Source organism: Armatimonadota bacterium (assembly GCA_036504095.1).
In the GTDB taxonomy this organism is placed as follows: Bacteria; Armatimonadota; DTGP01; order JAKQQT01; family JAKQQT01; genus DASXUL01.
Map to the genome: position 1 here is coordinate 93,427 of DASXVS010000053.1, position 21,665 is coordinate 115,091.

Here is a 21,665-nt window from a genome sequence, read left to right on the forward strand (position 1 = left end):
CGGCAGGAGCATCAAGCGCGGGCGCGCCACCAGTTGAGCGTGTCTTCGAGCGTCCGTTCCAAGGGTATGCCGGGCCGCCACCCTGTGGCGGCGCGAAGCCTGGAGGAATCGCCGGTGCTGCAAGGGTTGTCCGAAGGGCGCAGGCGCTCCGGATCGGTTTCAACGCGGATTTCCGCGGTGGAGAAGCCCAGAAGCAGGTCCAGAATCCGCCTGACGGTGCATGGCCAGCCGCTGGAAACATTGAACACGCGTCCCGCCTCCGGCGGCAGGAGAGCGAGCGCCATATACGCCCGGACGACATCGCGCACGTCCATCATTTCGCGCAGTGCGTCCAGGTTGCCGACGCGGAGGACCGGCTCGCGCTTCCCGGCCTCGATCTCCGCGATCTGCTGCGCGAAGGCGGGCGCCACAAATCCCGGCCCCTGGCCGGGACCGGTGTGGTTGAACGAGCGCGCGATGACTACGTCGGCGTCGGCGAATTCCGTGTTGGCCATGCGTTCCATCGCGGCCTTGCTGGCCGCGTAGTCACCGATGGGGTCCAGCGGATCCGACTCGACGGCGGGGCGTTCCGGCGAGGTGCGCCCGTATACATAGCCGGTGCTGGCGAGCAGGACCCTCCGGCCTTCGGCGGCCCGCAAAACATTGCGGGTGCCGTCCACGTTAGCCTGCCATGCTTCGGCCCCGGCCGCCCCCGAGGAAATGGCGGCGAGGTGCACGATGTGGGTCGCGCCTTCAAAGCCCTTGCGAAGGGCTGTGGGGTCCATCAGATCGGCGATCGCGACGTCGGGCGTGGAAAGCGCGACGGCACGGTCGCGCTCGGCCTCATTCAACACCGTTCCGCAAACCGCTATCCCGGCGTCGCGTAACGCGGCGGCCAGGTGCCCGCCGACGAAGCCGGCGAGGCCCGTGATAGCGATGCGAGGGGGTTTCACGTTTGGATCGGGGTTACCCGCGGGCGTAGGCAAGGGGCTATCCTTTTCCCCCGGCGCCATCGGTGAGGCGCTTGAGATCGGCCTCGACCATCATCGCCACGAGTTCCTCGAAGCTCACCTCCGGCTTCCAGCCAAGCTTGCTGTGCGCCTTCGCCGGATCGCCAATCAGCAGGTCCACTTCCGCCGGACGGATGAAGGCCGGGTCCACCACCACGTGATCCTGCCACGTGAGTCCGAGGTGCTTGAACGCCGTTTCCACCAGGTATTCCACGCTGTGAGTTTGCCCGGTCGCCACCACGTAGTCATCGGGCTTGTCCTGCTGGAGCATCAGCCACATGGCCTTCACGTAGTCGCCGGCATAGCCCCAGTCCCGCTTCGCGTCCAGGTTGCCCATGCGCACTTCTCCGGCCAGGCCGAGTTTGATGCGGGCGGCTCCATCGGTGACTTTTCGCGTTACAAACTCGAGGCCGCGGCGCGGTGATTCGTGATTGAACAGGATGCCGCTGCACGCGAACAGGTTGTAACTCTCACGGTAATTGACGGTGATAAAATGGCCGTAGACTTTGGCCACTCCATACGGGCTGCGCGGGTAGAACGGCGTGTGCTCGTTCTGAGGCACCTCTCGGACCTTGCCGAACATCTCGCTGGAACTCGCCTGATAGAATTTGATCTTGCGGTCGTTGTAGCGCACCGCCTCCAGAAGCCGGGTGACGCCCATCGCGGTAAACTCGCCGGTGAGCACTGGTTGAACCCAGCTGGTTGGCACGAATGACTGTGCGGCGAGGTTGTACACTTCGGCGGGCTGCGATTTCTGCAGCGCCTCCACCAGCGAGAACTCATCAAGCAGGTCCGCCTGCAGAAGGGTAATCCTGTCCCGAAGGTGCTCGATGCGCTCGAAGCTCTCGGTGCTGGAGCGCCGGACCATCCCGAATACCGTGTAGCCTTTCTCCAGCAGCAGTTCCGCGAGATACGAACCGTCCTGCCCCGTAATACCTGTAATCAATGCGTTTGGCATAATGCTCCTTGTAGGGGTGAGAGATGAGGGTCGAAGGCTGAGATGATCGGCTCTCAGCCCTCTCCCGTCAGCCCTTAAATCTGTTTCTTGGAGGAAAGCCCGCGGCGAAACTCGCCTACCCTGCGGACGGCGCCGGCGCCTACAATCGACGCCGCATCCGCGGCCGTATCCGAAAGCGCCGCGCGAAACTTCAGCGAATCGACCGTGGAATAGTGGGTTGAGCCATAAATCCGCTCCGGCGTAAGCCAGGTCTGCATCGCCCTGGCATCCGCGCCGCCAAGCTGCCGCAGTTCCTCCTCATCGACTTTAGCACCCAGCAATGTCGATGCCAGCCAGACGCCGGCGAACACGGCCCGGCGAGCCCGAGAACGGTGCGCCGTCTCGGCGAATCCGCCCGGCACCATCGGGAGGAGGCCGGCGATGTCACGCAGCCATATCAATTGCGAGAACGCGTGCGGCACCGCGTGCGCGCACAGGAAAGCCATGTTGTCCGCCGGGCTCAGTGCTCTCGCCGGAACCCCCTCGAACGGATACTCCTCCGACCGCTCCCAGAACTCGTCCACCGGGAACCAGTGGTGGCGCGTCGGGCGGTTCAAATCCGTGTGCAGTTCGATGGTCACATCGTGAACGCCCGATTTGTCCAAACGTATCTCACGATCCGCGGCGAGGCCGAACGCGGCTTTCCTGGCATCCGGCACATACCCGGCATCGCGCAATGCGTGTACCGCCTGGGACGCATCCTGTGGCTGCACGAGGAGGTCGAGATCGCTGAGCGGACGCAGCGCCAGATTGTGGTAAACGGCGTCCATCAGTTGCGCGCCCTTCAGGAGAATGACCGGCACGTTGGCCGCAGCGAGAGCGGCCAGCGCGATCTTCAACTCGGCGGCGAACTGCAGGTTTCGATGAAGCGTCGCCATCGCCGCGGCTTTGAAGGCTTCGGCGGAATCGGCCGACAGGTCCAACCGCTTCGCGTTCTCATGCACAAGCGACGCCACGCGGTGGAACACCGCGAGGCGAAGCAGCAGATGATGGTCGGGGAGGCCTGGCGGCAGGGCAGGAGGCTCCTCGCCCAGGTAGCACGAAGAGATGAGAACGCTCACCTCGATTTTAAGCGGCGTTGGCATATCGGGTCTCCCACAATTCTCAGCCGGCCAGGATTTCCTTCTCAAAGGCGAACAGGGCTGGAAGGCCGCCCGTGTGCCAGAAGACGACGCCCGCCGAGTTCGCAAACCGGCCTTCCTCCGCCAGCCCGATAAGGCCGGACATGGCTTTTCCGGTGTAAACTGGATCCAGGAGCAGTCCTTCCGTACGCGCGGCCAGCCGCATCGCCGCCAGCCCCTTTTCGGACGGAACTCCGTAGCCCGGCCCAACGTACTGGTCGGAAACGTCGTAATCGGCGCCGCTGACGCGGGTCTCCACCTCGATCAAGTCGGCGATCTCGTTGGCCATGTCCGCGATGAGCGTTCCGAGGCGGTCCAGGGACCGGCTGACGCTTACGCCCTGGACTCGCACTTTGGGCGCGAACATCTTGAGGCCCAGAAGCAGCCCGGCAGACGTACCAGCGCTTCCAACGGCCAGCACGGCGGTATCGATGTCCAGACCAGCCGCCTGTTCCGCGAACTCCCGCGACGCATTGAGATAGCCCAACTCACCCATCGGGACGCTGCCGCCCACGGGGATAGCGTACGGCTTTTTGCCCGAGGCCCGGAGGCGTTCCATCTCGCGATCGACGCCGGCATGCATCTCCTTGAGGTTCGCCTCCCCCAAGAAGACCAGTTCCGCGCCCAACACCTCATCCAGGATGAGGTTGCCCGCGCGATTTCCGGGATCCGGGTCGCCGAACACCAGCGTGCAGCCGAGACCGCATTTGTTTGCCGCGGCGGCGGTCATGCGGGCGTGATTGCTCTGGCGTCCGCCGGTGGTCACCAGGTGGTCGCATCCCTTCGCCATGGCGTCTGCGACAAGGTATTCGAGTTTCCGGGCTTTGTTGCCGCCGCCGGCGAGCCCGGTGAGATCATCGCGTTTCACCCAGAGGTTTCTGACCCCGATGGCCTCGCCAAGGCGCTTGAGGGATTCCAGCGGCGTCGGAGCGCAGGCGAATGAGATACGCGGGAAGGAGTAGAGCTTGCCTGTATCAACAGCGTTCATACGTGTATCTTTCGTAAGTCGTGGCGGGCCGGCGCATCGCGCGCGGCCTATCGATCCCTGAGTTTTGAATGCTCCAGCGCGAGGCAGCGATCCTGGACCACAAACAGCCCGGCCGCTTGCGCCCGCGAGGCCGCTTCCTCATGGCGAATGCTCTGCTGGAGCCACAAAGCGGTCGCCCCTATGGCGATCGCTTCTTCCGCAATCTGCGGCACAAACTCCGCGCGCCGGAAGACATCCACAATGTCCACATGGCCCGCGATGTCCGTCAGCGACGCGACCGCCGGGATGCCTTTCCACTCCGAAATGCCCGGGTTGACGGGGATGATCCGGAAACCGGCATCTTGAAGGTAAGCGGCCACGCCATAGGATGACCTCTCCGGGTTATCGGAGAGGCCAACCACGGCAATCGTCTCCGCGGTCTTTATGAGCGTTGAGATGTCCATCCGTGTTCGATTGCCGGTACCGGATTTCCCGGCTCAGCAATGCCGGATCCCCGGCCCGTGGGGTTACGCGTGCCTGAACGACCGCTTCGCGTCCGGGTCCGCGGACATTTCCTTGCGCGATTCCTCGTCGCGGATGAAATCCTCCAGCATGCCGAGACGCGTTTCCAGCAGTTCCACACGCATCAATAGATCATCGACCTGTTCCTTCATGGTATCACTATCGGGCATCGTATTCACTCCTTGGACGGTTGCACATCAGTGAGGGTGGCTTGATCCCCTGCGAAAGCCCTTACGCTATTCTACGCTGCATGCGTATCATGCGGCGACCTTCGCGGCAATTCGCACCGCCACTGTGTATACTTGCGCTATCGCCCCGGTGTTCCGTTGCCATGTGGCGGCGCCCCTCCAAATCCCGGCCCCGCGCTCAAATCCTGGAAGGTCTCCGAGAGACGACTGACAAAACAAAGGACGGGGGGCCCGTCTGGGTCCCCCGTCGGTTTCGTTGCACTTTCCTCCGAGATGGACTATGCGCCGTCTGAACGGACGCGAACGATCTTCACATCGGGATGCTCATTGCATACCTTGCGCTGGGCGCCTTCGTCATTGCCTGCGCGAACCCGCAACGTCTGCTCTACGTTCTTCTCCGTCAGTACCGTCACAAGCCAGTTGTGCTTCATTCGGCATCTCCTTGAGGCTGAAGGGAGTAGCGACCAAGGGGGCGTAACCCCGATATCTTATCGACTCATCCATAGAACACTTTGATCTCCGGACGCGTTCTTCCCCCCTTTCTGTATTCTGCAATCGACCGCCCTCCGGAAGCTACCGGACAGGCGACACCCGCACAGATCAGCCTGTAGTCGCAGCGCTTTCCCCCTGCAGTAGGGCCGTCCCTGAACCCACGGACCCGGAGTTTCTACGCCTATGGTTGCTCGGTTGGCACAACCTGTGCACGCTCACATATTGCCGTGCTATCGGTGTCCCGGATCATCAGCCTCGGGTGGCGAACTCGCCTTCCGTTCGACGAAGTGCAGCCAGGGACTCTGGGCATCCCCGGCGCCTTCTGGCGGCCGGCGAATTCCTGGTCGGTTGTCCTGATCCGATTGTCACGACTACCGGCACCAGACATCTTCAGCGACGGGCCGATCGCGCCCGAATTTGAAAGGGAAGCCAATGCGCAAATACATCATCTTGTTGGGTGCCGCGGCGCTGTTCGCCGCGCCCCGCGCGGCCCACGCCTACGTGGCGGTTCTGAACGAAACGATCGTCCGGAACGCAGATACCGACCAGAGTGGCACCGCCACAGTCGGCGATCTCTTCACTATCTCCAATGCCAGTTTCAGCGGCTACACCCCATGCCAGGGCGATCCGGTCATCGGGTTCAACAACGGCCCGAACGATCTTGGGCGCTACCTTCTCAACGTCGACGGCGTCGTCGCCTCCGTATCGCCGGATCCGCTCGTCGGGCCCAACGTACATTACGGCGGCTCTTATTTTCTGTACTATGATCAGGACGGTTCCGGCGCGTTCAGCGTTCCCGACTATCGAATCTCCTCGGGCACCATCAGCATCGACGCCCTTTTCGACACCGGCACTGGCGCGGCCACGCTCAACGGAACGCTGGACCAGATCCTCGGCCCGGAAATAACCCCGCCTTTCGCCAACCTCGGCCCTCAGGTTATTGTTTCCGGGACCTACATCCCTAACGTTGACGGCCCGCAGATTGGGAAAATCATCAACGGCACGCTCACCCGCGCCTGCCCGGTTCCCGAACCAGGCAGTCTCGTCTTCCTGGCCGGCGGTTTGCTGCCCCTCTTGGGACTGCGCCGCCGAAAATGATCTCTAGGGAGTGAACGCAGAGAGGGCTGCCCGCGAGGGCGGCCCTTTTTGTCAACGCCTGCCCGCTCATGTGACACTGCGCGTCCATGTTGCGTCCGCCGGAAGGTGAAGGCCGAAGGAGCGGGTGGCTGCAAGCGACTTCGATCTTTGTGCTCACACACGCAAGGCCGCTGGTTGTATGGAGCATGCTCCAATAGTTGCGGCGCCACCGGGATTTGGCGTGATTTGTGCAAGCCATGGGACATGCGAGGATTGTACGTGTTCCGCTAGCCGCGTGCAAACCCAGCACTGTCTCTTCGCGCGCTGATTACTTGTAAGGAAGGTGACAAAATGCGCAAGTACTTGCTTCTCCTTGTGGCTGCGGCATTCATTGCAGCCCCCAGGGCGGCTCACGCCGGCTATACGGCCGTTACTGGCGTGGATGCCGTCCTCACGCCCGACACCAATGGCAACCATATGGCGGACGTCGGCGAGACGTTCGACACGACACCCATGCCCGTTCGCGGCGGCACGTCCGGCACTTTCACAGCCTTCGCGCCGGATGGCCCGACTGATCCTCAGATCAACAATGCTGACCTTGGCCTCTATGGCTACAGCCTGATGGGCGCGGTGACCGCCGTAAACGGCACCCAGGTAACCTACAAGGGCAACTATAAGATTCAGTATTTTGATCCGAGCTCGGCGGTATTTGATGTTTCCACGGGTACATTCAGCATCGACGCCCTGTTTGACGCCAATGGCGGCGCGGCGTTGAGCGGCCTGCTCACCCAGGTCGCCGGCCCGAGCAACCCGGCCTTTGCAGACCTGAGCGAGGGCGGCCAGCTGGTGTCCTACACAGGCACATACACCCCCGTGGTCTTCGGCCGCGATGGCGTTATCAAGGGCACGCTCCGCCTGCCGGCGGGAACCGCCCCGATCCCCGAGCCCAGTAGCCTGGCGTTCCTCGCCACCGGCCTGCTGCCGTTGCTTGGCATCCGCCGCCGCAAATAAGCGTCGGCGCGTGGTGAGTACGAAACAACCGGGGCGAGACCACAAAGGTCTCGCCCCGGTTTTGTTTCGCGTATTCCTGGAGCACATCACTCGAATGCGCTGTCCTGAACCGCTTTGCACCACGTCACATAGAACCGGTGGGGCCCTGTATTCAGCGAGGCGCCGAACTGCTCCATGATCGCCCGCCCGTATCCACCTTCACCGCACGGCTTTCGGCTGTAGCGGCGGAATTGGCCGCGCCGTTCGTTGCGCACCTCAAACCCCGCGCTGTGGAGCATCAACTCCGCGTGCGATGGCCCGCCGTGTTCACGCACGTTCGCCATCGCCTCGCTGAAGACGGCCGCCGCCTCGGATCCCATATGGTTCTCAATCAGCCGGCGCACCCGCCGCACAACATGCGGACATTCCGGATCGACTGTCATTCTTGCCATCGCGACCTCCCGTTCGCGGCCGGTGTCCGATGTTTCCCGGCTCGCTCCACCCAGATTGACGTACCCGGCTGGAGGGTCGTTCTCATACAGAGAGTGGATCAGCGCTCATAGCGGCGCAGACTTCAATCCGGAGTCGTCTGAACAACGAACCTGGAGGCCGAGAGGTTCCATTTCGGGAATGTGACCCGGCGCGGACGCGATAGACGGGGCTATAGCATCTTTCGGAAGACGTGGCTGGTTCGATCGTATCCCATTCTGCCTTCATAGAAGCGATGGGCCTCGATGCGCTGGACGCCGGACGAAAGGGCGATCCTCTCGCATCCTTCGCGGCGCGCGAACTCCTCAATCCACTCCAGCAATGCCTGGCCGTGACCTTCGGAACGCCGGTCGGCGCGCGTGACGAGGTCGTACACCCAGACGTGACGCAGGTCGTAGAGATTGGTTGTCACCGCGATTCCGGCGACAGCGACGACTTCGCCGGCGTCCACCCGCGCGAATAGGCGATATCCATCCGGGCGCATGCGTTCCACGAGATCGAGGAAGGTTGCCTCGTCAAGATGCGACCGGAGCTCACGCATGACCGGCCAACACCGCCGTAGATCCGATTCAGAGATAAGTTCGACGATCTCACTCATGGCGGTTCCTCGCTATGGCGGCCGCCATCTCGTCGGCGTGTTGGGATCCCAGCAGCAGCCTTTCGCCGCTCACGAGTTCCAGCTGCACGCCGCGATTACCGCTGACGTTGTACGCCTTTCCGTTTCGCCCGAATCGCACGCCCCAGCCCCCATATTCCGCGATGGGACTATAGCGGCGGGCCGCGCATGCCCGGATTTCGGAATAGGGGATCACCCGGCCGCGAATAAACGGGAAGAAACGGACAAACAGCGCGTCATCGCGGACTTCCACACGAAGGTAGGCGGCCAGCAACAGCCAGATGACAGCTCCCAGCACCAAAAAAACGGCGATCGACGTCCAAATGAATGCGCGGTCGGAAGCGGGGTTAATGTCGAAAGTATGGCGCCAGACCAGTTGACGATAAAGGCCGGACCCGAACGGACCGATCTCGACGACCACCAGAATCACCATCATCAGCCACAGCCACGGCTGGCGGAAGCGTTGAGTTTCCTCGAAGATCATCATGCCTCCCATTACGTCGATTGATGCGCCGCGGCCCGGTCGGCGGGCAACATCGGGTGCGCGCGATGCGCGTTGGCATGAATCCCTACGCCGGGGACCGGTTTCAGTCCGGGCGATCGTCACGCGGGAAATCACCCTGCTTCGGCTTCCATTTGGGATTGAGCCGGACGAGGGGGGTGATCTTCGGCTCGAGCGGTCGCCGCCCGGATTTCCTGGCGTCCTCCGCGGCGTCGCACATGCCGCACCCGGGGCATTGGCCCGCGCGGTCGGGGTGAATGAACCCCTCGACCTCGCGCCAGAGGTGCCGCAAGACCAGAAAGGCCGCCGCTCCCACTACCAACCAGGTTATGATCTGTTGAGCCATACCGGTTTATCCGTATCCCAGGGCCCTGCCTATATGGACGACGAGGAAGGTGCCGATCCAGGCGAGACAGGACATATACGCAATCTGAAATATCGGCCACTTCCAGCCATTGGTTTCGCGGCGGACGACCGCTATCGTGCTGATACATTGCATGGCAAGGACGTAGTACACCATCACAGCGATACCCATCAGGGGCGTGAACAGGCTGCGCCCTGTGTTTGGATCAACCGCCTGGCCCATCTTTGCCTTAAGGGTTCCGCCGCCTTGTTCATTATCCTGCGCGTTGTAGATCGTCGCCATCGAGCTGACGAATACCTCGCGCGCGGCGAACGAGGTGATGAGGCTGATGCCGATGCGCCAGTCAAAACCAAGCGGCCGTATGAGCGGCTCCACGATGCGACCCGCCCGGCCCGCCAGTGAGTTCTCAACCTGCGTCGATTTGTCCACTCCGGGAGTCCGCGGGTAGGTGGAAAGGCACCACAGTACCACGCTCATGGACAGGATGACGGTGCCGGCTTTGCGCACAAACAGGCCGGTTCGCTCCAGCATCTGCAGGGCTACGGTCCGTGGCTGGGGCAGGCGGTAAGGCGGCAGTTCCATCAGGAACAGGTTGGCCTCGCCCTTCAGAAGCGTCTTTCGGAAGACCCAAGCCATCGTGAAGGCCGTGACCATTCCCAGTGCATACATGCTGAGCAGGGTGATGCCCGGCAGGCTGAATATGCCCAGGACGCGCCGGTTGGGTATGCATGCGCCGATCATGAGCGTGTACACGGGCAGGCGGGCGCTGCAACTCATCAATGGGGCGACCAGAATAGTCACGAGGCGCGCCTTGCGGTTGTCGATGGTCCGCGTTGCCATGATTCCCGGGATCGCGCACCCAAACGACGAGACAAGCGGGATGAACGACTTGCCGTGCAGGCCAACCCGGCTCATCAACCGGTCCATCAGAAACGCCGCGCGGGCCATATAGCCGGTGTCTTCAAGCAGGCCGATGAAGAAGAACAACAGAAGGATCTGAGGCAGAAACGTGAGCATCGTTCCCACGCCGCCGAACACTCCGTCCGCAATCAGATCGCGCAAGTCCCCCGGCGGCAGGTGGTTGGCGATGAAATGGCCCAGGTGGTCAACGCCGGCCCCAATCCAGTCCATAGGCGGCTGCGCCCAGGTGAAGATCGTCTGGAAAACGAACGCCATCAAGGCGAAGAAGATGATATAGCCCAGCGTTCGATGCAGAAGCAGACGGTCGACGCGATCGCTCCACGTCGTCGCGTTGCGCTGTGAGCCCTGCGTGGCGGTGCGCGCCACCGCCGATGCCCAGGCGTAGCGCGCTTCGGCTACGGACTGCCCGAAGTCGAGGCCGGATTCCTTCATCCCCGCGCACAGGCGTTCAACCGCCTCGCGGACCGGGGCGGGGCAGTCCGCACCCACGGAATCGGGGCCGCGCGAAAGGAACAACACCGCCTCGCTGAACGCCTTCGCCGGATCCGTATTGCAGTGCTTGCACACGATCTCCTGCAGATCCGCAACCGCTCGCTCCGCCTCTTCCGGCAGACGCCACTGGCGCGGCGGCGGAGTTACAAGGCCCTTGCCCGAAAGCGACTGGCGCAACCCATCCAACCCGTGGCGCCTCGGGATAACGACCGAACGCACCGGCACACCCAGCGCGCGTTCAAGCCGGCCCGCGTCAACCACCAGGCCGCTCTTCTTCGCCACGTCCGTCATCGTCAGAGCCACCATCACCGGCAGGCCAAGGTCCAGCAACTGGCACGTGAGCAAGAGGTTGCGCTCCAGGCTGTTGGCGTCCACAACGTTGATGATCGCGTCCGGGCGCTCTGTATCGGACCGCCTTCCAAGCACGATGTCCCGGGCGATCGCCTCATCCGGTGACTGCGGGTTCATGCTGTAAAGCCCCGGCAGATCCAGCAGGTGAACGCGGCGCCCGCCGACTTCCAGGTTGGCTTCCTTCTTCTCCACGGTCACGCCGGGGTAGTTGCCAACCTTCTGCCGCAGGCCGGTGAGCGCGTTGAAGAGCGTGGTCTTTCCGCTGTTCGGGTTGCCGGTCATCGCGTAGGTGATCGGGGCGCGCGAAGTTGCGGTTTCGGGGACGCTTCGTGGGCAGTGGGGATCGAGGCACAGCCCGTTCTCGACCGGGCAGTTGTGGGAACAGGCCCCGGGATGCACCTTCACGGCGTCTGCCTCGCGGCGGCGCAGGCTGAGGCGATATCCCCTCACCTTCACGTCCACGGGATCTCCCATGGGCGCGAACCTCACCAACTCCACTTCGGTGCCGGCGGTCAGGCCGAGGTCCAACAGCCTCTCCCGAGCGCGCCCGGGGGACAGGGAGACGATCTGCCCGACATCGCCGGGCTTCAATTGGGTGAGGGGTATGGTCTTTTCCAGCAGCACCGGAACGTGCGGGCATCCACCGACGAGCCCCGGCCGCAGGGGACACGAGGCGTTTGGCGGCGCGCCCGTTTCATTGGCGTCCACGGCCGCCGCTATGTCGGTTGTGTCATGTTCCACAGGTGCTCACCCTCTATGCACAGGGGAGCATCCTTGCATTTCCCCCTACTATGAGCATACTCCCCGCCGTGGAGCCCTGTCAATATATCCGACCATTTTTGTCGGAATCATTTGGCCGCAACCCCTCCAATTGTCTATGCTTACCAAGCGGCAAAACATCAGCCGACTCCCATTCTTGACAGGACAGCACATGGATAAGGACGTACTGGAAATCACAACGGACCGTGAAGATGACCTCGTGATAGTCCGTCTGACAGGGGAACTCGATTCCATGAACGTCGCTGACCTTTCGCAGACCTACACGGGTCTCCTCGACGGCGGCGGGCCTCTCTTTGTGATGGATCTTGCCGGCCTGGAATTCATCGACAGCGCCGGACTCGGCGGCCTGGTGGCGCTCTGGGAACGCACGCTCGAACGAGGGTGCTTCGTGGCGATCGGGGCGCAATCGCCCCGCGTGAAGGAAGTCCTTCAGATCACTGGGCTCAACAGCGTTCTCAAGTCCTACGACAGCATGTCCGCGGCGGCGGGTGCGGTGCGCCAGATGCTCGCGTCCTTCCCTACCCGGGTGTGAGTTCTAGGCGCGGGCGGAATCGTTGATCGCCTGCTTCAACGCTGCGCCCGATTGCTGAAGCGAGTGGAAATCCTCGTCGCTGAGTTCGCCACGCCGGAACGCCCCCTGAACGTACAGCCTGGTCAGGCGGTCCAGCGCGGACGCCGCATCGGAGGACAGGCGCGGCTTCACCTGCGCGGCGTATTCGTACGGCGTCTGATACGGCAGCCTCGCGCCCGCGCGGCGCTGAACCGGCTGGCTCGCGCGCACGTAGACCGCGTCCCATCGCTCTTCCGGTGTATACCGTTTTGGCCGGAGGCCGGAACGACGTGTCTTCCACCAGGTTGAAGAGCGGACCGGGTCCCAGGCGAACGATTTCACCATGTAGCCGCCCAACCCGGCGATCAGCATGACGATTACGAGCGGTCCGGTCGTTCGCGCGGTTGCGCCCGCCAACAGGTTTCGCAGGTATTCACGCGCCATTTCCCCCCACGATGCATGGGCTGTCCGCGAAGAAGTCGGGTCGAACGTAATCCAGCCGTAGCCGGGGAAGTAAACCTCGGTCCAGGCGTGAAGGTCGCGTTCGCGAAGCGTCCACACCCTGTCGCCGTCGACGGACTGGTCCGCGCTGGGCACTCCCGGCGCGAATCCGGTGGCGAGGCGGGCGGGGATGTTCAACTCCCGGCACAAGACGGCCATCGCGCTTGCGAACGCCTGACAGTATCCGACCTTGCTGTGCGTGAGGAAGAAAGTAACAGAGTCCTCGTCCGGCGGAGTTCGGGGTGGCGTCAGCGAGTACTCAAAATCGTTCCGCAGGTACGTCTCAAGGGCCTTCACCTGATCGTACCGGTTAGTCATCCCCCTGGTCACTTCATGGGCGATGGAACTGAGCGTTTCGTTGCCGCCGTCGGGAAGCAGCGTATTCGTCTCTCGCAACCCCAACGGGTAGGTGTCACCCGCGCGCCGCAATTGCTCCGGCGTGGCCACCGACACCATTGAGAGAACGCCATACGACGTCAGGGAGCGGCCGTCCGAGGCGCGGAGGCATCGTTCCCGGTCCTGATGGACGGGTACCGGTGACGACACGGCAACGGGTTCCGCGGCGGCCACCAGAGCGCCGCCGATGGGTGGGTCGAGCAGGCGAACGATCTGGCGCAGGGGCACACGCGCGCCCAGTTCGCCGGTGGCCGGATCCCGATGGATGCCGGTAACGCGCCACTCGTTGTAGGACATGGATCTCAGCGGACGCGTCTCCGGATCGACGGTCCAGGCATACCCGGCATAGTCATCGAAGACCTTGGCGCGCCAGTACATGGGACGCGCAGATGCGATCTGCATCACCACGCGGTCCGAAAGGCGCGGCGGGGCCCCTGTAAGGTCCAACTGGTTGATGTACCGGCTGGACACCTCCGCCGAAAACTCGGCGGCGGCCGGAATATTCAATTGCGGGGCGCGCTCCGAGAGAACGGCGCCTGCCATACGGATCGGTAGGCTGGCCACGAACCCCAGTGCCAACGCCAACCCGAGGACCGCTACCGTGAGGGCCAGCGGCGACCGCAGGTCGTGCGCGCCCGGGAGCGCGATGCCGGCGTCCGCCGGCAACCCGGGAGTGGAGTCCGATTTCGCCTCGGGCGCCTTGGAAAGAACGTTGTCGTAAACCAGGACGAACACGGAGCAAAGGACCATGCCGAGGAAATAAACGACGATCTCGGCGTTCGGGTTTTCGCTCGCCATAAGCCCCAGAAGGGCCAGGCAGGGCACGATCGAAAACACGATCACTTCATCGGTGATCATCGCAAACGAGTAGACGACCACGAACCAGGCGAGCATAGTACCCGGGCCGGAGTTGTGTTCCGAGCCGATCAGGGTGAGGAGGTCCGACACCGGCGCGGCGCTTCCGGCAGAAACCCAGAACACGAGGACCACCAGAACCGCCGCAAGGACCCCGAATGCGGTGTTCTGAGAGAGGCGCTTGAGCCGGCAAGCGATGCTCACGAGGCCGCCTACGATAACCAGCAGCGTGCCGCGCGTGCCGAACCTCTCATCAGCGGTCGTCGCCGCGAACGCACCCAGGGCGCACAACAGCACCGCGTACGCCGCGAAATACAGCGGGAGAATCTTCCGCAGACTCCGATCGTTGTTCCGTGTATTCAGCGCCCGCGCATTTTCCAACGCACTGGTTCTCCGAAGGTCCATCTCAGACCTCCCCCGGCACTATCAGCGTATCGGCTCCGCCCTCGGCCGCTGCATCCATCGCCAGCGTGACGCCGCCCGGATCCGGGCGCATTTCCTTCGGTTCTACATACACAACCGTCACTCGCGCCCCCGAACGGACCAACCGGGCGGCCGCATCGGCGATGGCAGGCGTCGGGTATGCGGTGACCAACGCAATCGTCGTGCGCTCTTGTACGTCCATTTCTATAACGGTCTGCGCCAGCGAAAAGTCCCCACCCGAATCTACGCGCGCCAGCGCATCCAGGATGCGCCAGCGCTGGTCTTCAGACGCTGCGGGCGCGATGACAGTCGCAGCCTTGCCGGGAACCAGCAATCCGACGGCGTCGCCATTGCCCAGCGATGTGTCCAGGATCGAAACGGCGGCCTTCACGCAGCGATCGAAAGAAGGCATTCCACCGTCGGCCATCCGGGCACCGCCTTGGGAATCCAGGCAGATCCAGACCGTGGACTGCAGTTGGGTCTCGCGCTCCGCGACCACCAATGAGCCGTGGCGGGCACTGGAGCGCCAGTGAATCCGCCGCAGATCGTCGCCCAGACGATACTCGCGGGTGCCGTAGAATCCTTCTTCGTCCCCCCGGTGACCCAGTTGCGCATTCGTCGGCCGCCCGGCATTTTGATGCCCCAGCGCCGAAATGGGCCGCATGGGGAGCGCCGTCGGGAAGATGGTCAAAGTGCGATGCTGGTCGAAATGCTTCCTGATGACGAAGATGCCCAATGGATCGTTCACCATGACCGCGGCGAAATCGAGGTCGTACACGCCACGCCTTTCCGCAACGATGAGCGACTCCTGGCACACGCCGGAGGGGATGGTCACGGAGATGTCGGAACCATCCACCACATGCATCCCATCGGGCAGCCTCATCCGCGGCTGGGCGAGAACGGAAAACGCAGGAAGCGGCGATACGACTTCGACGCGGATCGCGATTTCATCACCCTCGAACGCCGATTCCGGTGCGATCAGGGTGAACCGGAGATGGTGCGCGCCGTACCAGCCGACGAACCAGGACGCCACCGGAAGCGCCAGGAGAACGGTGCCCATCATGTACATCGACGGAATGCTGAGGCGCATCGCCACCAGGAGCACGAAGACGCTGCTGAGCAGAAGTACGAGGAGCCGCTTGTTCACGAAGACGGCCACAAGCGCCACGCAGCACAGAATCGTCGCGAATATAAGAAGGTCACTCATGCCTTGCCGCCCTGCGCCGGTTCACTCATCCGGCCCCGGCGCCCCGCTACCGGATATGGCCGGGCACCGGCAAACGCCGGAGGATGTCATCGACCACCGCCTCGGACGTGACCCCGCGATGGCGCGCCTCCGGCTTGAGCAGAAGGCGGTGTCCCACCACGGGGCCGGCGAGCGCCTTGACGTCGTCGGTGATCACGTGGTCCCGGCCGCGGATCGCGGCCCACCCCTGGGCCGCGTGCATCAGGTTGAGGCTGCCGCGGGGGCTTGCGCCCAGGGCAACGCTTTCGTGATCCCGCGTGGCGGCGACGACGTCCACAATGTAGTCCTTGAGGCCCGGCTTGATGAAGACGCGGCGCACAGCGTCCTGCAAGTGTCGTAGCTGCGTGGGGTCCAGCACCGGCCGCACCTCAGTGATCGGGTGATGCAGGACCTGGCGCTCCAGCACCGCCACTTCCTCATGTTTGAGCGGGTAGCCGATGCGGATTCGCAAGAGGAAGCGGTCCAACTGCGCTTCCGGCAGCAGATATGTGCCGGCCATTTCGACGCTGTTTCCGGTGGCGATGACGAAGAACGGCGCGGGCAGTGTGTGGGCGACACCGTCCACGGTAACCTGGCTTTCCTCCATACACTCGAGGAGCGCGCTTTGTGTCTTCGGCGTCGCGCGGTTTATCTCGTCCGCCAGCACAATGTTGGCGAAGACGGGCCCGCGCCTGAACTCGAACTCCGTGGTCCCCTGGTTGTAGATACTGGTGCCGGTGATGTCGGACGGCAGGAGATCGGGTGTGCACTGGATGCGCTTGAACGTGCCGCCGGTGGCGACGGCCAGCGCCCGCGCAAGCATCGTTTTGCCAACGCCGGGCACATCCTCGATGAGGCAGTGACCGCGGCACAAGAGGGCCGTGACGGCCATTTCCACGGCCTCACGCTTTCCCACGATGACTTTCTCAATCTCGCCGATCGTTCTTCCAACTGCGTCGGTCAGGTTGTCGATATCGGATTGGTCGTTTGTAAGCAAAGCCTTGAGTCCTGGCAACCTGTGCCGTAATCAGCGCGATGGCCGGCGTCGCCGCTGTCGCGGGGTTCATTCAGGGGAGTGCGATCTCCTCCGCGTCCAGTAACCGCGCCTCCATCATGGCGTGTGCGCGTATCAATTCGGGATGGTACATCTTGATACGCCCATAGATCCGCTGCGCAGTTCCGCGCATGTACGAGCCTCCGGACAATTCGTACTCGTCCTTCAGCATCTGAATCCACAGGTCGGGGTCTTCCAGCCAGCCTTTGTCGTGAGCGTAGCGCACAGCGTCGCGCGGCATATGCGCCTCAACGCCGCGGGCGCGGAGCAATTCCTTGACGACTTTCCAGCAAACGCTCATCGCGTAGACGAACGCTTGAGCCGTGTCTTCGGTGCATCGGCTGGAGGTCTCCGGTTCAGACAGGGCATCGCTGAGGCGCTCAAGGGCGGCTCCCAGTTTGTGAACGTCGTGTTCGATCATCTCATCGACCATCACACTGCCCTCCGTTGATCCAGCGGCAAATCCCCTGGATGGCGCCGGTGTTGTCCCACAAAGGTTGGACACCCGCGGGACGTGTGACGTTCCCGCTCAGGCGCCGCTCACTATACCACGAAGATAATCCATCAGGCCCGGCGCCAGGTCCGGCCGGCGCAGGGCAAAGTCAATATTGGCTTTCAGGTACTCCAGTTTGTTTCCGCAGTCGTAGTACCTGCCGTTTTGAATAACGCACGCGTACACGTCCTGCTGGCGCATTAGCTCGTTGATCGCGTCCACCAGCCAGATCTCGCCGCCCTTTCCGGGCGCCACGTTCTCCAGCGCTTCCATGATACCCGGATTCAGGACACAGCCACTGACCATGGCGAGATCGCTGGGCGCATTTCCGGCTCCCGGCTTTTCCACGATGCGGCTCACCTTCACGAGACCCGGCTCAACCTCTTCGCCTTCAACGAATCCATAACGATTTGCGTCTTCTGGGTTGGTAGTACGTATGACGGAGAGAACACTGCTCTGGTAGCGGACATGGACGTCCTTGAGCTGCTGCACGCGCGGCGGGGTCGCATCGATGAAATCGTCTCCCCACAGGACCACGAACGGCTCATCGCGTTCCACAACGTCCTTGGCGCACAGGACCGCGTGCCCGTTTCCCAACTGCTTCTTCTGGCGTACATACACAAACGTTGCCATATCGGAGATCGCGCGGAGTTCCTCCACTACGCACTGCTGTCCCGATTCGGCAAGGTGATATTCCAGCTCGAAATTGTAATCGAAGTGATCCTCGATGGCGCGCTTGTTGGACCCCGTAATCAGCACGATCTGATCCACCCCGGACGCCACGGCCTCCTCGACGATGTACTGGATAACCGGCTTGTCCACAACCGGCAGCATTTCCTTGGGCAGCGACTTGGTGGCGGGCAGGAAGCGGGTTCCAAACCCCGCGGCTGGGATAACGGCCTTACGCACTGGTTTCAAAGAACGAACTCCTTAGTCTTGTACGTCAGATTATAGCAGTGATGCGTGTTGCGGGGCCTCGGCACGCTCGCGGATGCCCGGTCTGAGTGTCAGCGGGGGTTCGACTGCCCGGGGAGAACTCGGGTGTCTCACATTACGAGTCATTGACGTGAATACGATGGCATAATGGGATGGTGCCACCTGTCTTCTCGCGCGATGTGACCATCAAGACCCGCCACAAAGCGCCATTACGTTCGCGAGGGGGTTCGTTATGCGTGTTCGTCTGGGCCTGTTGACGGCCCTCTCCCTTCCACTTCTGCTCGCCGCCGCGCCACCCTGTCTGGGCCGTGTGGGAGGACTGCTCAACCTCAAGAGCCAGGCCGGCCAGGTCGACGTCATCTGCGTGGGACGGGTCGCGGCCGCGACCGCCCCCCCTCAACGGGCCGATGGGTCAGGCTCACCACCTGCTGACCTCGATGGGTCAGGCTCACCACCTGTCGACCTCATCGTTGAGCGGGTGATGAAGGGCGAACTCCGACCCGGCGACCACATACAGATAGCGGGAGACCAACCGCGTAGCATTTATCCCCTGTCTACCGGACACGATCTCGTACTGCTGTTAAGGCAAGGTAACTCCTACGCGTTTGCCCGAACGGTCGAAAACTGTATGCCGGTGTCAGGGAAGGAGCGCACTCCCTATCTCAAACAGTTGGACGTTCTCGCTAATCTCAGATGGGAAATTGTCAACTCACTCCAGGACGCCTCGCCCGCAGTCGTGCAGGCGGCCCTTGCGCAGGGCGCCCTCCTGACCAAACCCTACGCAGCCACGTACGTGAAGCCTCTCACTTCGAACGCCGACGTGACTACCCGGGCGTTGGCTCTACGGGTCTGTCTCAAGCTATGCGACGAGGCGCCGGTCGCGGAATCCGTGAAGCTTGTGTTGAGTGAGCTGTCTCGCGCAAGGCCGTCAGCCGGGTTGGGAGTGTTTCTGCTGCGAAACGCCCTCTATGAGGTTCGGATCAAGGGCAACCAGGTCCCTCTGTTCGCGTCCAGCCTGTCTTCGCCGTTAACGGAGGCCCGGCGGTTCGCCAGCTACATGCTCAGGCTCTCCCTGCGTAACGAGGCGGTGCCGCTGCTCAAGTCCGCACTGGACGACGCCGACTCGGAGGTGAGGTACAACGGGGTCATGGGACTTGCAGAGCTCACAGATGACCATGAAGGGCATGGCCCCGCCTACGCGATATTCCTGAAGGACGAACGGCCGTACCTGACGTACTGGCGGGAAAAGAAGGTTCAGTAACAACCTTCGGAGCTCGCACGCTGCGGGACCGCGGCTTATCATTACTTGGGGCACGACACTGACGGCAAGGACCGTGATGAAGATGTGCAAAGCACTTGACACCGACGAGTTGATCGACCGCTTAGTGGAGACTATCAACCGCCTTCCTCGGGAGCCGGGCTTCGAAGACGCCCGGTGAACCCAGAAGAACGACCCACGCCGCGTGCGGTAGGGCTCGGTCCCTCCCGCCGATTCTAGCGCGCCAGGAGATGAAACCGATGAGACACGCATGGCTGCCCCTGCTTCTAGCCCTCACCGCCCCCGTACAAAGCGATGTAGTGAGGACGTCCAGGACCGCTGGTCCCATTGTCGCCGGTATCCCGATTCTGAAAGTGGACAAGCCCCGGTTCGCCGTCGGGGAGAACGTTCGCGTCTGGGTGGGCCTGGAGCCGGCCGAGAAGCGCGGGCGCATCCGCAAGGAAGGGCGCGACACGGGGATCATCCGCATCACGCGCCCGAACGGGACCGTGAAAGAAGACAGATTCGGGTGGCCCACCGACGGACCTTGGGACGCGGAAACGGGCATCGCCAGCTATGGGACGCTGGGCGGCTGGGGCCTGGGCGAAGAGAAGCCCGTACCCGGCACGTACACGGTGGTATTCACGTATGACGGCCGACAGGCCGGGCCAGTCACTTTCACCGTCGAGGAGTTGCCGATCCTGAAAAAGATCGAGCGGTCCCTGACGTTTGGGAAGAAGGGGCGAATCGGGCGTGGAGAAATGGTCCCCATCACCGTCACAGTACGGAACGGCACCGACCAGACCATCCGCTTCCCGCTGCAAGGCACGCACGACACGATGGTCTCGGGCCAGATCAAGCGCGAGAATGCCGGCGGGCCAAATTTCTTCTTCCCCGACAACGTCCTGCTCGGCGCGAACCGCAAGGCCCCGACCAGCTTCTACGACAACTACGATTGGACCACCGCCGCGAAGACACCCACCATCGTCCTCAAGCCGGGCGAGACATTCCGGCGCACGTTCGCCCTCCATGAGGGATTCCACAGCGCCGTCACCTCGCCGTCGCGCGAGGCGGAGCTATGGAAGCCGGGCAAGGCCAAGGTGGACATTACGATGACGCTGACAATCCTCATAGGCGAGCCGGGCGGCCGTTACGCCGGGTTCAGCCCCGTCAAGGTGCCGGTGTCCGGGACCGAGAAGTTCGAGATCGTGGAGCCATAGAAGCTAACACAAAAAGGACCCAAGGCGACACATTCAGAGAGGCTGCCCGTTGCGTACCTTTCCCACGCTCGGACCTGCGTCTGACACCATGCCTATACGATCGTTCCTGAGCACGGGACCCGGCAGGTTGCGGGGTGGACCCCGGCCTATTAACCAACCACTTCACGGTGGCCTAGGAAGTGGAGGCGACCACCTTCGTCGGCAACCGCTTCCGCAGTGGGATGATCACCAACAACAGCTCGGTCAGCGTGGAGGTGGGGCTGAACGCGAAGCGGCACGGGAAAATCGCGCAGTGATGTCCATGCCGGCGAAGCACTGGACGATAGGACCTGTCAAAGCTCCGTTTCACCACTCTGTCTCATCATGCGTCTCGCCTCGCCGCCCACCGCCCTGCTACCTTGAAGGCACGATGCAGAACACAGGGGAATCCTCGAAGGCGATTGCGCGGCGCGGCCTCTTGCGCGGCCTGCGGCTGTTCTTCACGCTGTTAAAGGTGATGGTTCCGGCGTACCTGGCCGTGTCGCTGCTCAAGCAGACGCCGTTCCTCGATGCCGCCGTGCAGGGCGTGGCGCCGTTGATGCGCTGGGTTGGTTTGCCTCCGTCCGCGGCGATCCCGCTGGTGGTGGCGTTCTCCGGCAGCCTGTACGGGGCTATCGGCGCCATGCAGAGCCTCCATTTCACACCCGATCAGATCACCCAGATCGCGGTTGTGATGCTCATTGCGCACAACCTGATCGTCGAGTTGAGCATTACCTCCCGGTTGCGGACGCGCTGGGTGTTGATCGGCCTCTTCCGTGTGACCGCCGGCCTGTCGATGGGCGCGCTCCTTCACTACGCTTTCGGTTTCAACGCGCACGCGTCAGGGGGCGAGGCGGCGTTCGCCTCGCTCCGACCGG

General features: G+C 62.9%; 23 protein-coding genes. 6 read left to right on the forward strand and 17 right to left on the reverse strand.

Annotated features, from left to right (window positions below; all coding sequences use genetic code 11):
- Window positions 1–11: 11 nt before the first annotated feature.
- From VGM51_13415 to VGM51_13445, 7 genes are all read right to left on the reverse strand, one after another.
- Entirely contained in the window at window positions 12–965 is a 954-nt protein-coding gene (locus VGM51_13415) for an NAD-dependent epimerase/dehydratase family protein (protein HEY3414034.1), read from the reverse strand.
- A 4-nt stretch (window positions 966–969) separates the two neighbouring features.
- Complete coding sequence (gene gmd, locus VGM51_13420; protein ID HEY3414035.1) at window positions 970–1,947, reverse strand: GDP-mannose 4,6-dehydratase; 978 nt, start codon at window positions 1,945–1,947, stop codon at window positions 970–972.
- Between the two features lie 74 nt (window positions 1,948–2,021).
- Window positions 2,022–3,071, reverse strand: coding sequence for a nucleotidyltransferase family protein (locus tag VGM51_13425; GenBank protein HEY3414036.1), 1,050 nt, complete (start codon window positions 3,069–3,071; stop codon window positions 2,022–2,024).
- A 19-nt stretch (window positions 3,072–3,090) separates the two neighbouring features.
- Window positions 3,091–4,095, reverse strand: coding sequence for a D-cysteine desulfhydrase family protein (locus tag VGM51_13430; GenBank protein ID HEY3414037.1), 1,005 nt, complete (start codon window positions 4,093–4,095; stop codon window positions 3,091–3,093).
- A 47-nt stretch (window positions 4,096–4,142) separates the two neighbouring features.
- A complete protein-coding gene (locus VGM51_13435; GenBank protein ID HEY3414038.1) occupies window positions 4,143–4,538 on the reverse strand; it encodes a CoA-binding protein in 396 nt (131 codons plus the stop codon).
- 63 nt (window positions 4,539–4,601) lie between these two features.
- Complete coding sequence (locus tag VGM51_13440) at window positions 4,602–4,766, reverse strand: hypothetical protein (protein HEY3414039.1); 165 nt, start codon at window positions 4,764–4,766, stop codon at window positions 4,602–4,604.
- A gap of 296 nt (window positions 4,767–5,062) precedes the next feature.
- Window positions 5,063–5,215 (reverse strand): hypothetical protein, encoded by a 153-nt coding sequence (locus tag VGM51_13445; protein ID HEY3414040.1) that lies wholly within the window; start codon window positions 5,213–5,215, stop codon window positions 5,063–5,065.
- 493 nt (window positions 5,216–5,708) lie between these two features.
- On the opposite strand from VGM51_13445, the gene VGM51_13450 reads away from it, so the two are divergent.
- Both VGM51_13450 and VGM51_13455 read left to right on the forward strand, forming a co-directional pair.
- Entirely contained in the window at window positions 5,709–6,374 is a 666-nt protein-coding gene (locus tag VGM51_13450) for a hypothetical protein (protein ID HEY3414041.1), read from the forward strand.
- 330 nt (window positions 6,375–6,704) lie between these two features.
- Window positions 6,705–7,364: a hypothetical protein gene (locus VGM51_13455; GenBank protein HEY3414042.1), complete on the forward strand. Its 660-nt coding sequence runs from the start codon at window positions 6,705–6,707 to the stop codon at window positions 7,362–7,364.
- Window positions 7,365–7,450: 86 nt separating this feature from the next.
- Here VGM51_13455 and VGM51_13460 read toward each other — a convergent pair whose 3' ends face one another.
- From VGM51_13460 to feoB, 5 genes are all read right to left on the reverse strand, one after another.
- Window positions 7,451–7,795: a hypothetical protein gene (locus VGM51_13460; protein ID HEY3414043.1), complete on the reverse strand. Its 345-nt coding sequence runs from the start codon at window positions 7,793–7,795 to the stop codon at window positions 7,451–7,453.
- A gap of 209 nt (window positions 7,796–8,004) precedes the next feature.
- Window positions 8,005–8,430, reverse strand: a complete 426-nt coding sequence (locus VGM51_13465) for a GNAT family N-acetyltransferase (GenBank protein HEY3414044.1) — start codon at window positions 8,428–8,430, stop codon at window positions 8,005–8,007.
- Window positions 8,423–8,935, reverse strand: a complete 513-nt coding sequence (locus VGM51_13470) for a hypothetical protein (protein HEY3414045.1) — start codon at window positions 8,933–8,935, stop codon at window positions 8,423–8,425. Before VGM51_13470 ends, VGM51_13465 begins: the two co-directional genes overlap by 8 nt.
- A gap of 100 nt (window positions 8,936–9,035) precedes the next feature.
- Complete coding sequence (locus VGM51_13475; protein ID HEY3414046.1) at window positions 9,036–9,296, reverse strand: hypothetical protein; 261 nt, start codon at window positions 9,294–9,296, stop codon at window positions 9,036–9,038.
- Between the two features lie 6 nt (window positions 9,297–9,302).
- Window positions 9,303–11,819 carry a ferrous iron transport protein B gene (gene feoB, locus VGM51_13480; GenBank protein HEY3414047.1) on the reverse strand — a complete coding sequence of 839 codons (2,517 nt, stop codon included), beginning with the start codon at window positions 11,817–11,819 and terminating at the stop codon, window positions 9,303–9,305.
- Between the two features lie 190 nt (window positions 11,820–12,009).
- Between feoB and VGM51_13485 the strand changes: the two genes are divergently transcribed.
- Window positions 12,010–12,390 carry an STAS domain-containing protein gene (locus tag VGM51_13485; protein HEY3414048.1) on the forward strand — a complete coding sequence of 127 codons (381 nt, stop codon included), beginning with the start codon at window positions 12,010–12,012 and terminating at the stop codon, window positions 12,388–12,390.
- 3 nt (window positions 12,391–12,393) lie between these two features.
- Here VGM51_13485 and VGM51_13490 read toward each other — a convergent pair whose 3' ends face one another.
- The 5 genes from VGM51_13490 to VGM51_13510 all read right to left on the reverse strand — a co-directional run bounded on the left by VGM51_13490 (window position 12,394) and on the right by VGM51_13510 (window position 18,264).
- The gene (locus VGM51_13490; GenBank protein HEY3414049.1) at window positions 12,394–14,565 is read right to left on the reverse strand and encodes a transglutaminase domain-containing protein; all 2,172 of its coding nucleotides are present in this window, start codon (window positions 14,563–14,565) and stop codon (window positions 12,394–12,396) included.
- Between the two features lies 1 nt (window position 14,566).
- The gene (locus VGM51_13495) at window positions 14,567–15,790 is read right to left on the reverse strand and encodes a DUF58 domain-containing protein (GenBank protein ID HEY3414050.1); all 1,224 of its coding nucleotides are present in this window, start codon (window positions 15,788–15,790) and stop codon (window positions 14,567–14,569) included.
- A 46-nt stretch (window positions 15,791–15,836) separates the two neighbouring features.
- Entirely contained in the window at window positions 15,837–16,805 is a 969-nt protein-coding gene (locus tag VGM51_13500; GenBank protein HEY3414051.1) for a MoxR family ATPase, read from the reverse strand.
- Between the two features lie 70 nt (window positions 16,806–16,875).
- Window positions 16,876–17,295: an HI0074 family nucleotidyltransferase substrate-binding subunit gene (locus VGM51_13505; GenBank protein ID HEY3414052.1), complete on the reverse strand. Its 420-nt coding sequence runs from the start codon at window positions 17,293–17,295 to the stop codon at window positions 16,876–16,878.
- A gap of 96 nt (window positions 17,296–17,391) precedes the next feature.
- Complete coding sequence (locus tag VGM51_13510) at window positions 17,392–18,264, reverse strand: UTP--glucose-1-phosphate uridylyltransferase (GenBank protein HEY3414053.1); 873 nt, start codon at window positions 18,262–18,264, stop codon at window positions 17,392–17,394.
- A 259-nt stretch (window positions 18,265–18,523) separates the two neighbouring features.
- Here VGM51_13510 and VGM51_13515 point away from each other — a divergent pair, with 259 nt between their 5' ends.
- The 3 genes from VGM51_13515 to VGM51_13525 all read left to right on the forward strand — a co-directional run.
- Window positions 18,524–19,552 carry a hypothetical protein gene (locus VGM51_13515; GenBank protein ID HEY3414054.1) on the forward strand — a complete coding sequence of 343 codons (1,029 nt, stop codon included), beginning with the start codon at window positions 18,524–18,526 and terminating at the stop codon, window positions 19,550–19,552.
- A 257-nt stretch (window positions 19,553–19,809) separates the two neighbouring features.
- Window positions 19,810–20,769: a hypothetical protein gene (locus VGM51_13520; protein HEY3414055.1), complete on the forward strand. Its 960-nt coding sequence runs from the start codon at window positions 19,810–19,812 to the stop codon at window positions 20,767–20,769.
- 409 nt (window positions 20,770–21,178) lie between these two features.
- On the forward strand, window positions 21,179–21,665 hold a 487-nt coding region (locus tag VGM51_13525; protein HEY3414056.1), incomplete at its 3' end, for a nucleoside recognition domain-containing protein.